Origin of the sequence: Mycolicibacterium stellerae, assembly GCF_003719305.1 — a bacterium.
Lineage (GTDB): Bacteria > Actinomycetota > Actinomycetes > Mycobacteriales > Mycobacteriaceae > Mycobacterium > Mycobacterium stellerae.
Genome location: NZ_RARC01000013.1, coordinates 15,718 through 29,197 on the forward strand (window position 1 = coordinate 15,718; position 13,480 = coordinate 29,197).

Annotated in this window: 11 protein-coding genes and 2 pseudogenes; 10 read left to right on the forward strand and 3 right to left on the reverse strand. The window is 61.4% G+C overall.

The window, feature by feature from the left end; all coding sequences use genetic code 11:
• Window positions 1-213: 213 nt before the first annotated feature.
• Together D6M19_RS17390 and D6M19_RS17395 are read right to left on the reverse strand one after the other, a co-directional pair.
• A complete protein-coding gene (locus D6M19_RS17390; protein WP_123026492.1) occupies window positions 214-1,374 on the reverse strand; it encodes an acyl-CoA dehydrogenase family protein in 1,161 nt (386 codons plus the stop codon).
• Window positions 1,375-1,710: 336 nt separating this feature from the next.
• Window positions 1,711-2,391: a TetR/AcrR family transcriptional regulator gene (locus tag D6M19_RS17395; protein ID WP_164478535.1), complete on the reverse strand. Its 681-nt coding sequence runs from the start codon at window positions 2,389-2,391 to the stop codon at window positions 1,711-1,713.
• A gap of 190 nt (window positions 2,392-2,581) precedes the next feature.
• On the opposite strand from D6M19_RS17395, the pseudogene D6M19_RS35280 reads away from it, so the two are divergent.
• From D6M19_RS35280 to D6M19_RS17420, 6 genes and pseudogenes are all read left to right on the forward strand, one after another.
• Window positions 2,582-3,004, forward strand: a pseudogene (locus D6M19_RS35280) (AAA family ATPase); the annotation flags it as partial.
• A gap of 165 nt (window positions 3,005-3,169) precedes the next feature.
• Window positions 3,170-4,996, forward strand: a complete 1,827-nt coding sequence (locus D6M19_RS17400; protein WP_234834905.1) for an ATP-binding protein — start codon at window positions 3,170-3,172, stop codon at window positions 4,994-4,996.
• Between the two features lie 285 nt (window positions 4,997-5,281).
• Entirely contained in the window at window positions 5,282-6,838 is a 1,557-nt protein-coding gene (locus tag D6M19_RS17405) for a sigma-54-dependent Fis family transcriptional regulator (protein WP_234834920.1), read from the forward strand.
• A 112-nt stretch (window positions 6,839-6,950) separates the two neighbouring features.
• The gene (locus D6M19_RS17410; RefSeq protein ID WP_123026496.1) at window positions 6,951-8,588 is read left to right on the forward strand and encodes a flavin-containing monooxygenase; all 1,638 of its coding nucleotides are present in this window, start codon (window positions 6,951-6,953) and stop codon (window positions 8,586-8,588) included.
• 82 nt (window positions 8,589-8,670) lie between these two features.
• Complete coding sequence (locus tag D6M19_RS17415; RefSeq protein ID WP_164478537.1) at window positions 8,671-9,969, forward strand: homogentisate 1,2-dioxygenase; 1,299 nt, start codon at window positions 8,671-8,673, stop codon at window positions 9,967-9,969.
• A gap of 39 nt (window positions 9,970-10,008) precedes the next feature.
• Window positions 10,009-11,184 (forward strand): alpha/beta hydrolase, encoded by a 1,176-nt coding sequence (locus tag D6M19_RS17420; RefSeq protein ID WP_206428552.1) that lies wholly within the window; start codon window positions 10,009-10,011, stop codon window positions 11,182-11,184.
• A 13-nt stretch (window positions 11,185-11,197) separates the two neighbouring features.
• On the opposite strand, the gene D6M19_RS17425 is transcribed toward D6M19_RS17420, so the two are convergent.
• Complete coding sequence (locus D6M19_RS17425) at window positions 11,198-11,413, reverse strand: aldehyde dehydrogenase family protein (RefSeq protein ID WP_123026610.1); 216 nt, start codon at window positions 11,411-11,413, stop codon at window positions 11,198-11,200.
• A gap of 88 nt (window positions 11,414-11,501) precedes the next feature.
• On the opposite strand from D6M19_RS17425, the pseudogene D6M19_RS17430 reads away from it, so the two are divergent.
• The 4 genes and pseudogenes from D6M19_RS17430 to D6M19_RS17445 all read left to right on the forward strand — a co-directional run.
• Window positions 11,502-11,693: pseudogene (locus D6M19_RS17430) on the forward strand (alpha/beta hydrolase-fold protein); the annotation flags it as partial.
• Between the two features lie 56 nt (window positions 11,694-11,749).
• Entirely contained in the window at window positions 11,750-11,977 is a 228-nt protein-coding gene (locus tag D6M19_RS17435) for a fibronectin-binding protein (protein WP_164478538.1), read from the forward strand.
• A 67-nt stretch (window positions 11,978-12,044) separates the two neighbouring features.
• On the forward strand, window positions 12,045-13,076 hold the full coding sequence (locus D6M19_RS17440; protein WP_123026499.1) for an ABC transporter ATP-binding protein: 1,032 nt from the start codon (window positions 12,045-12,047) through the stop codon (window positions 13,074-13,076).
• Complete coding sequence (locus D6M19_RS17445) at window positions 13,073-13,417, forward strand: hypothetical protein (protein ID WP_123026500.1); 345 nt, start codon at window positions 13,073-13,075, stop codon at window positions 13,415-13,417. The genes D6M19_RS17440 and D6M19_RS17445 overlap by 4 nt, the downstream gene beginning before the upstream one ends.
• Window positions 13,418-13,480 lie beyond the last annotated feature (63 nt).

A 13,480-nucleotide genomic window follows, 5' to 3' on the forward strand; every position in this document is an offset into this window, starting at 1 on the left:
CAGCCACGCGCGACCGCCCGTCACCGTTCGGCGTCATAACCGCGAGACGAATCTAGCTGCCGCGACCCCGGCGTGTTTGCCGTCGATGTGCACTGGCCATTCCCGCGCCCGACACCATTACGGGGCTGTCGCGCAAAGACGGTCGAGCACTCCGGCTGACATCATCGAACGATCGCGCCATGAGCGCCTTCACTAAAATCCGGGCTGCGGCAATCAGATCGGTGATTCAGGCGGCAGGCCGAAGAGAAGCCTGCCGTAGGTTTCACTCGCATTCTCCAAGTCGAGATACGCGTGAACACGCAACATGCTGATATCGCGGAAGAAGCGCTGCAGGGGGGATTTCGAGCGGAAAGCCTCTGCCCCTGCGGCCTGAACCACCACGTCGATTCCCTCGGCGCAGAAGTCGGTAATCGTGGCGACCCGCGCCTTCAGTCCCGCGCGCGTTACTGGATCACGCAAAATCTCCGACGGTGTCGTCGTGAGCACTCGCAGGTAGTCATCCAACATCGCATCCGCCAAATCGGCGCCCGCTTTCCCACGTCCCACCTTGATCTGTGTCAGCTGCTTGCCCGGCGTCCTCGTGGTGAAGCGAGGGCCCTGGCGCGACTCGACGAACGCTGTGTACTCGTCGACTACCGCCCGATAGGCGCCCACGATGATTGGCAGAACCTCGGCGAGCAGAAGCGGCATGACGGGCATCGAGTACATCGCGTTGCTGTGTAGCCGCGATCCCGGCGAATCACCACTCATCACGCGAGTCGCGTCCGCGGTGCGGTATTCCGGCACGAAGACATTGTCGAGGACCATGTCGTCGCTTGACGTGCCGCGCATCGCGGCGACATCCCAGTTATCGACCGCCTTCGCATCGGATGCCGGCACCAGGAACAGCACGTGGTTACGCGCACCGGCCTCAGTACTGGCGAACCCCCCGGCTAAGTACCATTCAGCCGCGGCCGAACCCGAATTCCAGCTGCTGCGACCCGTGACGAGATAGCCGCCGTCGACGGGTTCCATTTTGAACTGCGGCGCGGCTGTGCCAGGCGACAGCGCGAAGGACCGATCGGCGAACACCTCCTGCTGCGATCGTTCCGGAAACAGTGAGTGCAGGAAATTGTGTCCAATGTAGAAGGCCAAGACCCACGCCGTCGAACTGCAGCTCGGTGCAATGGCGCGCACGATTCGAGACATCGTGTCGACGCCAAGCTCATATCCCCCATAGCATTTCGGGACGAGCACTTTCATGAAGCCGGCGCTGCAAAACTGGTCGATCAGTACGCGAGGAACCTCGCCGAGCTGCTCGGTCTTCTCCGCCTCACTCGCCACCAGAGGTGCGAGTTCGTGCGCTCGTTCGACCAATTTCGTACTCAGGTCCATGTTGTTCGTCGATCTCCATCTTTTTGTGCGCGACGTCTGTGCCTTGTGGTTTGGGTCCCGCCGACCGAAGTTTTTGCAGAATCCATCGCTGTACACCGCAGGCCCCGTTCGTACAGGGGTCGATTGCGGCCGCGACGGACTGGCTTCGGTTCAGCTAAGGCCACCATTGCTATTGGACAATGCGCCCCGGCGCGACCGCTGTCCGAATGTGCGACAAGGCTTGCAGTTTCGTATCGGCGGAAGAACACCACCGCCTGTCGAAGGGCGCCCAGCGCGATCGCGGGCAAACCACCGGCTCGGTTTTTCGACGAGCTCGGCTCCGGCAGTGCTGGTCGGTCAGTCATCTACAGATTCCGATGTTCTGTCGGACAGCAGGATTGCCTCCACGGCGTCACAATCGAGGGTCGGGTCTAGCTGGGCGGCAGCGCGTATTGCCGCCAAAGCGATGTGGGCCAAACTGTCGACTACCGCGTCAACGTCGAAGGGCTGTCCGCTTTCCAGCCAGTGGACTGCGGTGGCATCGATAGCGCCGGCAAACGCACGGCCCATCATGCGCATCGCGTCGCCGGCGGGGTCTATGTCGAGCAGCTGCAGCAGCCACTCCACTGCGTGCCTTCGGCGGTCTTCGAACACTTCCCACGTCTCGGGATCGACCCCGCGTCCTGCCAGTACGAGCCGCAGGGCAAAGCCTCGGTGGGCCGCAAGGTACTCGAAGTGATTCTTCAGCGCCTCACGCACCTGGCGGCCGGGCGGCACGCCAGGACGGAGCGTGAAGTTGGCGCTCATCTGGTCGGCGGCAACACGCATCGCCTCGAGGTAAATGCCGCGCTTACTGCCGAAGTAATGGAACAGCAGTCCGTGAGCTACGCCCACTGATCGTGCAATGTCGGCGGCTGCGACGTCGTCGAAGTTCCGCTCGGAAAACAGCTCTACCGCGGCTTCGAGCAGGCGGCGGCGCGTCTCTGCAGCCTGCTCTGATCGCGCTGTCATACGACCGTTCTCCGGCTCTGCCTTCACCTGTGCTTCTTTCCCCGAACCATCGCCCGAAAGGTCACGATCAATAGTACCCTTATTGATTGTGAGTCATTGACCAATTATCAACAAGAAGCACGCTGCGCACCAGCAACGGCGAACCGGACCGTCGTTTGCGGCCAACCGGACGCTGGCCAGGTTCTCAGTGCTCGGCTTCCACGAGGAACGGTGGGTGATGCGAAGACGCGCCCTGGGTAATCTTCCCGCAGAAGTAAGCAGTTTTGTCGGTCGTCGGGACGCCATTGCCTATGTCAGACGAACGTTGGGTGGCGCTCGCCTAGTAACCCTGACTGGCCCAGGTGGCGTGGGTAAAACCCGCCTCGCGACACAAGTTGCTCGAAGCGTCGCGCGGGCTTACCCGGACGGCGTTTGGCTCGTCGAGTGCGCAGACCTACGCGAACCCGCACTTTTGGGTCACCTGGTCGTATCAGCGCTCGGGATCACGGATCATTCGTCACACAGCTCAGAGCAGGCTATACGTCTTCATTTAGCAAATCGACAACTTCTGCTCGTATTCGACAACTGTGAGCAGGTGATCGACGGGTGCGCGCGCCTAGTTTTCGAGCTTCTCGAGGCAGCGCCGGACGTCCGAGTCATTGCGACAAGCCGCGAGCCATTGTGTGTACCAGGTGAACACCTTTACCGCGTTTCACCGTTCCCGGTGGCGCATCTGTCTGATTCGGCGCTACCGGGTGACCAATTCAGGTGCGGTGCGACAGGAGATCCGGAGGCGGACTCGCCGTCAAGCCACGAAGCGGTCGAGTTGTTCGAACAGCGAGCGGCCGCAGTAGCCGCAGATTTTCGCGTTGATGCCCGTAACGAAAAAGCGGTGGAGGCCCTGTGCGCGCGTCTCGATGGCATCCCGCTGGTGATCGAACTTGCGGCAGCCCGGGTTCGATCGCTGACGCCGCAGAAAATGTTGGAACACCTGAACGACAGCTACAGCGTATTGACTTCACAGACGCGCGGTCCGGCGGTGCGCCACCAGACATTGCGCGCATTGGTGGACTGGAGTTACAACCTCTGTTCTGACTGTCAGCGGGCGCTTTGGGCCCGGGCGGCCGTCTTCCCGGGTTCCTTCGACCTTGGCGCGGCCGCGTCTGTCTGCGGCGGGGATGGTCAGGACCCGAGCCTCGTTATCGAAACGATCCTCGAGCTGGTTGACAAATCGATCGTTGCGCGCGAGACCCGAAGCGGACGGGATCGCTATCGCATGCTCGAGACGTTACGTCAATACGGCACAAGCAAGTTAGGCCCGGCTGAGAACGACCTGGTAAGGCGCCGTCATCGAGACTACTTTGCATCGCTCGTCGAAGGTGCCGAGGCCGGCTTCTCAGCAGCGTCCGACCAGAAGCGTTGGGCCACAGCGCTAAACGATGAACGGACGAATCTGAGAAGCGCGCTCGAGTACAGTGTCGGCACCGAGGGTGAGGCTGCTGCCGGCCTACGGATGGCAAGCGATCTGTGGTTCGTTTGGGTACGCGGCGCGGCGCGGGAGGGCAGCTACTGGCTCGACCGGGCGCTGGCCAGCGAGGCGGGAAGCAAGAAGCAGCGAGTGCAGGCGTTACGGGTTCGAGCCTGGATGGCGGCATTGCAAGGCGACCCTTGCAACGGACGAGCGGCGGTCGAGGAGGCTCAATCGATAGCCGCCGATTTACGGGACGAACACCTTGCGGCCTTGGCCGACCAGGCCGCCGGGGAAGTCGCCTTTGCCGGCGGAGACCTCGCCACCGCGGCGGCGTCCTTCGAAAAAGCGATTGCCTACCATCGGCGCACGCAAGAGTGGTCGGCGGTGGCGCTTTTGAGCCTCGCGCAGCTCGGCTGGATCAAAGGCCTGCAAGGTAATACCGAAAGTGGTGCGAGATTAGGCGATGAGTGCCGGATTCGTAGCGAGCGGTGCGGTAACGTCTGGTCGCTTTCGTGGGCCTACTGGGTCCTTGGCGCGTTGGCTTGGACAAACGGGGATCGCTGCCTTGCCGAGAAGCAAATCCGTGAGTCGCTGACTATCAGGACCCAGATCGAGGACTGGCTCGGAATTCCGTTCGCCATCGAAATTCTGGCATGGATATCGCAGCACGACGACCCTGACCGCAGTGCAAAACTTCTCGGAGTAAACGAATCCCTCTGGGTGCCCATCGGCCTGCCGTTGTTTGGTTTTGCGCCTCTCACAGCGATGCATGAGCAGTGCTCCAGGAAGCTGAGGCAGGCTCTCGGTGACGCGGGGTTTGAAGATGCGTACGGCGCGGGAAAGCGGCTCAGCCCAACCGATTCCGTGAGCTTGGCATTGGGCGAGGCGGCGACGCCGGAGCCGCTGGTCTTGCACGCCGTGTCCGTCCTGACAAGTCGTGAGCGAGAGGTGGCCAACCTCGTGGCCCAGGGCATGTCGAATCGAGAAGTGGCCACAGCACTGATCATCAGCCAGCGAACGGCGGAGTCGCACGTCCAGCGGATACTGACCAAACTCGGCCTTAACTCACGGACGCAGATCGCACGATCAGTCCTCGAAGCAGAAGCCACGCGCACATCGCACACCAGTGACTTCTTGACACCGGTCGCGCGCCGTTGGACCAGGTCGAGTGTCCCAAAATGAGACAGCTGGACATTCCACCTGTGGTGATACTGGTGCTCTGCGCCATAGCGCAGGTGGCGTGTTCGTTAGGAGGGTCACCGGGTGATCGACACTGAGGTCGCGCGCCACCGAGAGCAGTTCTTGCACTCTGGCGAGCCGGCGACAGGGATGCGCGACGAGATCGCGTTGTCGTGGATGCGCTCCACGAGATGTTCGGTTCGCCCCGAGGTGGTCGATCCGCCTTACAGATCCGACTTCACTACCCAGTCCAGGCTGCTGCGGGCCGCAGAGCCGGTCCTCCACGCGATGGAAGACCGACTGGCCGGTCTGGGAATCAGCGTCATCGTCAGCGACGGGACAGGCCTCATCGTCGACCGGCGGGTCACGGACTACGGTTTGCGGTCGCGTCTCGACCAGTTATGCATAAGTCCTGGCCATTTGTTCTCCGAAGACTCGGTCGGCACGAACGGAATCGGCACCGCGATCGAAATCGGGCGTGCGACGCGGGTTGATGGACACGAGCACTATCTGGACAAGTACGTCGACTTCACGTGTGTCGGTGTCCCCATCAGCGATCCGATTCAGCAGCGACCCGTGGGTGTTCTTGACCTCACCACTCCTGCGGATCCGCAGAATGCGGCCATCGAACTTCTCACTGAACAGATCGGGCGGGCCATCGAGCAGCGACTGCTCGAGCAGCATTCGCTTCACGAGCGCTCGTTGCTGGATCACTTCATGCGGGCCAACCGCCGTACTCGCGCTGCGCTAGTGGTACTGAGTGACCGCATTCTGATGGCAAACCCGCAAGCCGCCCGGCTATTCCAAGACATGGATCACCCGCTGTTGTGGGACCATGCGTCACGCGCACTGTCGAGTTCTGATCCGATCGTGGGTGAACTCGTACTTGACGATGGCACTCTCGTCGCCACCCAGACGACGGCTGTCCGAGACGGTGGAGACGCCATCGGTTCGGTGATGGAGATTCGGCGAGTTGTGGATCCAAGCCAGCGGGTACGTCCGAAGGGTTCATCTTCGGCTCACACGATCGGCCACCAGGAACATGAGGAATTCGTCTGCGTCCTCAAGGCGTATGCGACGGGCATGGCGTCCATCGATATCCGACCAGTGGTCGTGTGCGGCGAGCCCGGCGTCGGGAAAACAACGCTCGGCACTGCCTTGCTCCGCGGTGATGGCCTGCTGGGAACAGACAATCCACTGTGTTGTGACGCGGCGCTAGCGGGTGTTGAGGGTGGCAATGAGTGGTTGGCCAGCCTTGGGGAGTTGCTTCGTCGTCAACCTTCGGATCTGATGATCCGCCATGTTGAGCTTCTCGACGATGACGTCGCTCAGCGCTTGGTGCCCCTCCTGCAATCAGCCCAGGCACGGGGTACGCGATCTGTTCTGACGCGAACGTGTGGCGAAATGTCGGACAGTGGACCACTTTTGGCGCTGGGGGCCGAGACAATTCGGCTCCCGCCGCTGCGCGACAGGCCGGCCGAGATGCCGGCCCTCGTCGCTTCCTATCTTGGGGACCGGCGAGTGGCCCCTGAAGTACTGCAGTTATTTCTGCGCTATCAGTGGCCGGGAAACATCACCCAACTGTTCTCCGTACTGCGGGAAATGGCGGCCGCGTCCCCTCGGCAGACCCTCGGTCTCAACGAGGTTCCGGCCGAGCTGAAAAGATCGGCGCCTCGCCGAGCGCTATCGCGCTTCGAGCAGGCAGAGTTGCACGTGATTCTCGACGCGCTCGCCGAGACGGGCGGCAATAAGCAGCAGGCAGCATCGCTCATCGGAATCTCCCGTTCGACGCTGTATCGCAAGCTGCAGAACGCCGGTGTTGATCTGGAGAACACCGTCTACTGACGGCCACCGCAGCCAAACCTACTGTCAGTGACCGACATTCGGACAGCTCGGGCAGATGTGGTGGACATAGGTTGAGATCAGTCCAACCTCTAACTTGTCCAGGAGGATTGCGGTGGTCGTCACCGATTCGAATCGGGGAGTCGGCAGCGATGCCGACCCGTACATTGATGTCCTGGTGGTCGGAGCCGGCTTCGCCGGGCTGTACCAACTCCACAGTTTGCGCGCCCGCGGGTTCTCCGTACGTGTCGTGGAAGCGGGTGCCGAGCTCGGTGGCATCTGGTACTGGAACTGCTATCCGGGAGCCAGAGTGGACACCCTCGGAGCCATATATCAGTATTCGGATCAAGATCTTTGGCAAGGCTGGGACTACACCGAACTGTTTCCGTCGTGGAAGGAAGTACGAGAATACTTCCGATACGTCGATGAAAAGCTGGACCTCAGTCGAGATGTGTCCTTCAATACACGAATCACCGCAGCCGAATTCGACGAAAACAGCCGCCGCTGGATCGTGTCTACCGACGGGGATGCCAAGATCTTCCCCCGCTACTTGGTGATGTGCATTGGCTTCGCATCCAAGCCCTACCTGCCAAGGATCGATGGGCTGGATGACTTCGCGGGCGAGTGCCATCACACCGCGGCGTGGCCCCAGGATGGAGTGGATCTTTCAGGCAAACGGGTCGGCGTGATTGGGACTGGTGCGAGCGGGGTCCAGGTTGTCCAAGAGGCTGCTCGCTGCGCCAAACAACTCACGGTCTTCCAGCGCACGCCCATTCTGGCTCTGCCGATGCGGCAGCAGCAATTGGATGAAGAAGCGCGGCGAGCAGTGAAGGCATCGCTGCCTGACCGGTTCAAGAAGCGCGCAGAGACCTTCGCGGGGTTCGATATCGATTTCCTCGACCGCTCCGCACTCGAGCTGACAGCGGTCGAACGCCGTCAAATATACGAAGAGCTTTGGGAAAAGGGCGGGTTCTATCCCTGGCTCGGCACATTCAACGACATTCTCTTCGACGAAGAAGCCAATGCGACCGCATACGCATTCTGGCGGGACCAGACACATCAGCGCATCAAGGACCCGATGGTGGCGGAGAAGCTTGCCCCCGCGATTGCGCCGCACCCGTTTGGAACCAAGCGACCATCGCTAGAGCAAGACTATTACGAAGCGTTCAACCAAGATAATGTCACCCTGGTCGATATTCGAGAGACGCCGATCGAGCGGATCACTTCCTCTGGCATATCGACGACCCTCGCGCACTATGAACTCGACACGTTGGTGTTGGCCACCGGGTTCGATGCACTGACCGGCGGATACTTCGCGATCGACATTCGCGGCGCGAATGGGATGACGCTGCACCAGAAATGGCACGACGGGGTGCGCACTCATCTGGGGATCGCCACGGAAGGCTTCCCGAATCTCTTGATGGTGTACGGTCCGCAAAGTCCTGCGGGATTCTGCAACGGGCCGACTTGTGCGGAATTGCAGGGCGACAAGATCGTCGAGACGCTCGTCTACCTACGCGATCACGAGTTCACTCGTATCGAGGCCTCGCGTCAGGCGGAGGAGTTGTGGCGCGAGCACGTGCTGGAAGTCGCGGGGCAATCCTTGTTCGACCGGGCAGACTCCTGGTATGTCGGCGCCAATATTCCCGGCAAGCCCAGAGAGATGCTCAATTACCCCGCCGGCGTTCCAACTTATTTGACCAAATGGAGTGAATGTGTTGATGCCGGTTACCTCGGATTCGACATGTGCTGACCAAATCTAATGAACTTTGACACTGTTGATTGATTGGAGTGATGTTGCGATGACACAGCAAGCGGTGGACGCCGGAGGGCGGGTGACGACATCAGTATCATCCGTGGTCGATACCAATACGTATCAATCAGGCCTGGGCAACGAGTTCGAGACAGAGGCGTTGCCAGGCACGTTGCCGATCGGACAGAACAGCCCGCAGAAGGTGGCACACGGTCTCGTAAGTGAGCTGATGTCGGGCACTACGTTCGGTGCACCGCGCGCGCTCAACCGTCGCTCCTACTTGTTCCGCATCCGTCCGTCGGTGCAACACAGCAAGTTCGAGCAGGTGGCGAGCAAGAACTTCCTCACCCCACCGTTCACCCTGCCAGCCGCGCCCCTTGACTACTGTTGGGGTCCGTTCAGGACATCAGAGGCTTCGGTCGACTTCATTGACGGACTCGCCACCATCTGCGGGACGGGCTCACCGCATTCACAATCCGGCGTTGCGTTCCATGCGTACTCAGCTACCGCGTCGATGCGTGACAGGGTCTTCGGGAATGCCGACGGCGAGATGTTGATCGTGCCGCACATCGGTGGTCTGCACCTAGCCACTGAGTACGGAATCCTCGATGTCTACGCCGGGGAGATCGCCGTGATTCCCCGAGGCGTTCGCGTCCGCGTCGAGCTGCTCGACGGATACGCGGCCGGCTTTGTGTGCGAAAACTTTGGGCTGCCACTGCGATTGCCGGAGCTCGGACTCGTCGGATCCAACGGTCTGGCCAACGTCGCAGACTTCAAAATCCCGGTCGCGGCATACGAGGATCACGACGGCGCCGTCCAATGGACCCAGAAGTTCGCCGGCAACATGTGGAACTGCGAAGTGGACCACTCCCCACTCGACGTGGTCGCGTGGCGAGGAAGCCTGTATCCGTACAAGTACGACCTACACAGGTTCGTGGGGATGGGCACATCGACAGTCGATCACCCCGACCCGTCGATTTTCTGCTTGCTCACCTCGCCTTCGGACCCGATTCTCGGGCCCAACTTCGACATCATGGCCATCACTCCGCGCTGGGTTGTCGGCGACCACACGTTCTTGGCTCCAGGTTTTCACCGCAACTGCGTCACGGAGTTCATCATGCTTTTGCAGGGGCAATTCGGTGGACTCGAGCCAGGCTCCACGACCTTGACCAACAGTTACACCCCTCACGGGCCTGACGCCGAGACTCAGGGCACTCTCCGCGACGCGGTACTGGGTCCGATGAAGGTCGAGGATCAGCTGATGCTCTTATTCGAGACGCGGTTTCCCGTGCAGATCACCGACTTCGCAAACTCGGTTCTGCCGGCGGTCGAGGGCTACTCGAAGCAATGGGACGGCATCCCAAAGAGATTCGGACAGTAGCGATCAGCAAGCACACCTGAAATCGAAGGAAGTTCATCAGTGACGTCGCGTCAGAAGTTCGATTTGACCACGGAATGGGTGGGCATCACCCACACGGAGATCACTGGCGGTCAGGAGACCTACGGCTACGTCGAACCGAATCGCATAGCTCTGGAAGGTGTGCGCTTCCTGCCGAAAGACCGTCCGTCGAAAACGCTGATCATGTACATGCACCCCACCGCGACGATCAGCCGGCTGCCCGTCCCGCGTGCCATGGCCGAGGCGGGCATGCACGTCCTGTGCGCCGAAAGCCGCTACACGCGCAATGACACCGCCTTGATCATGGAGAAGGTGTTGCTCGATTACGGAGCGTTCGTGCGGCATGCCAAAGAGGTTTGGGGATACGAGAAGGTAGTTTTGGTGGGCTGGTCCGGTGGCGGAGCACTGACTTCCTACTATCAGTCGCAAGCTGAGCACCCCACCGTCTCCGAAACCCCGGCGGGCGACCCAATAACGCTAGAACGTCTCATCGGCGGGGACGCCCTCGTTTTTCACGCAGCGCACCTCTCGCGCGCGGAGATGCTCGCTGATTTCATCGACCCCTCCGTGCTTGATGAGGCGAACCCCGACATACGTAATCCGGAACTCGACTTGTACGACCCCCGAAACCCGAACCAGCCACCCTATTCGGCCGAATATCTGCAGTACTTCCGGTCCGAACAGCGGGCCCGTATTCGGCGCCGAACCGCCTACGTCAAGGAGCTTTTGGATCAGCTTCGGCTCCACGGAGGCGCCGAGACCGAACGCGTCATTTTGACTCATCGCACAATGGCCGACCCACGATGCCTGGATCCCAGTATCGACCCCAACGACCGTAAACCCGGGACATCGCTGATGGGAGACCCCGAAGCGGCCAACGTCAATCCCGCTGGAATCGCTCGTTATTCCACGCTGCGGTCGTGGCTGTCGCAGTGGTCGCCAGATGACAGCCGGGCGCAGGCAGCGGTCGCCGCAGCCAACATCACCATTCCGGTGTTGGTTATCGAGAACAGTGCCGACCACGTCGTTCCGCAACCACACTCCCAGCGATTCTTTGCAGCATGCGCGAGCACGGATAAGACGTTTTACCTCGCTGAGGGCGCCGATCACTACTACCGCGATGACAGCGGAACGCTCGACTCCGTCGTCGACGAGACGTTGAAATGGATGACTTCTCGTAACCTGTTAATAGGGTGAGGATTCGATGGAATCATTGAATACTGCGGCGAGCTCCGCGCCGGTAGGAAGCCAAATCTTCCAGCCCGAACTCGCGTCCGATTCCGCTTTGCTTGATCGCGCCGAACGGTGCGGTGGGCTCGGGTATGTACCCGTTGATCCCGACCGTTTCGGATTCGACTGCCGACGCGACGGCGAGGGCGCGGTCCTCGTCGCTCGACCACACCGTGCGACCCTCCGATGAGTTCATCAGTGTCGCTGCTGATTCCGATTCCGCCGAAACGGACACCGAGCGAAATGAGCTCGCTGGTGAGATCCTCGATCCCGAGCCGCCCGCAAGTGACCCCGCGGCGATGATCGGCTACTGCGATCAAGCCCAGGGAAGCAACCGATCGTTCCTTGCGCAATACCGGGCGGTGGATGGCAACAACGCCCACTTCGACATTCCCGCGGGCGGGCAGCACGACTGGTCGAGCTGGGGCCCGCAGCTGGCGGCCATGTCCGGAGACTTGGCGGCGACCCTGCGATGACTGTCCAGGGCCGTTGGCGAATTGCCTTGGCGGCGATCACCGTCGGGGGTGCCTTGATGGCTCCGTGCTGGTACGCGCCCGCCACGGCGGTCGCCGACCCTGGCGAGCCATTGTGCCCGCTGTCGATGATTCTGATGTGCAGGCTCCTGCCCGCCGCACCGGATCTCGACGACGACGTCGACCTGACGCAGCCGCTACCCCAGTCTTCGGTCGAGGTGACGCCGCCCCTTCCGCTTCCTGCCGGCGTTCCTGGCGCACCGCTGACGGAGCCGAATCCCGCCTGACGAGCGACGGGGTGAGCGTCTCGGTGTGGGCCGCTCCAACTACGAAGGATGGGAAGGAGTCCCAACGATGGGTATTGGTATTCAGGTTGAGGGACTGACGAAGTCCTTCGGGCCCCAGCGAATTTGGGAGGACGTCACTTTCGACCTCCCGGCCGGTGAGGTCAGCGTTCTGCTGGGCCCGTCCGGTACCGGCAAGTCGGTGTTCTTGAAGTCGCTGATCGGCCTGCTGCGGCCTGAGCGCGGCAAGATCATCGTCGACGGCACCAACATCATCGAGTGCTCCGCCAAGGAGCTCTACGAGATCCGCACGCTGTTCGGGGTGATGTTCCAGGACGGTGCGCTGTTCGGCTCCATGTCGCTCTATGACAACACGGCGTTCCCGCTTCGTGAGCATACGAAGAAGAAGGAATCCGAGATCCGTCAGATCGTGATGGAGAAGCTCGACCTGGTCGGTCTGACCGGTGACGAGACCAAGTTCCCCGGCGAGATCTCCGGTGGTATGCGCAAGCGCGCCGGGCTGGCCCGCTCCCTGGTGCTGGATCCGCAGATCATCCTCTGCGATGAGCCGGACTCCGGTCTGGACCCCGTCCGTACCGCGTACCTCTCGCAGCTGTTGATCGACATCAACGCCCAGATCGACTGCACGATTTTGATCGTGACGCACAACATCAACATCGCCCGCACGGTGCCCGACAACATGGGGATGTTGTTCCGCAAGCATCTGGTGATGTTCGGTCCGCGCGAAGTGTTGCTGACCAGCGATGAGCCGGTGGTCAAGCAGTTCCTCAACGGTCGTCGTATCGGTCCGATCGGTATGTCGGAGGAGAAGGACGAGTCGACGATGGCCGAGGAGCAGGCCCTCATCGATGCCGGTCACCACGACGGTGGTACCGAGGAGATCGAGGGTGTGCCGCCGCAGGTCAATGCGACCCCAGGTATGCCGGAGCGCAAGGCCGTGGGACGTCGCCAGGCCCGGGTGCGCGAGATCATGCACACCCTGCCGCCCGCCGCCCAGGAAGCCATCCGCAAGGACCTCGACGGCCACAACCAAAACTCCGGGTCCAGCATGGCCACCGCTAATGCCGGAGGAGTCCGATGAACCGCGTGGACGAGCGTGCACTGGCGTGGACGCTGGTCGATACAGCGGGGCCCCGCCTGTCAATTGAGGCGCGAGTGCGTCTCAACACGGAGATCGGCGCCGGCGAATTGGACGTCGCCATCACCCATCTGTTGGCTTTCTACGGACGCACTGGCACGGCGATCCCGCGCGACCTGGCCGCCCCGTTGAATGCCTGGATCTTCGGCGATACGGGAACCCCCGCCGAGGCGCACCTTCGTCAACCCATGAGCCGAATACCGCTGCAGTCAGCGGACATTCAACGCCATTCTTTGGCCAAGCGGGCCCTTCGATCAACGCGCGTCGACAGCCGAGTCTCATGACGAGCGGGGGAGAGGTCGAAGCTACACCACATCGCTTCCTCAAACAGACCGGAGAAAGGGAGG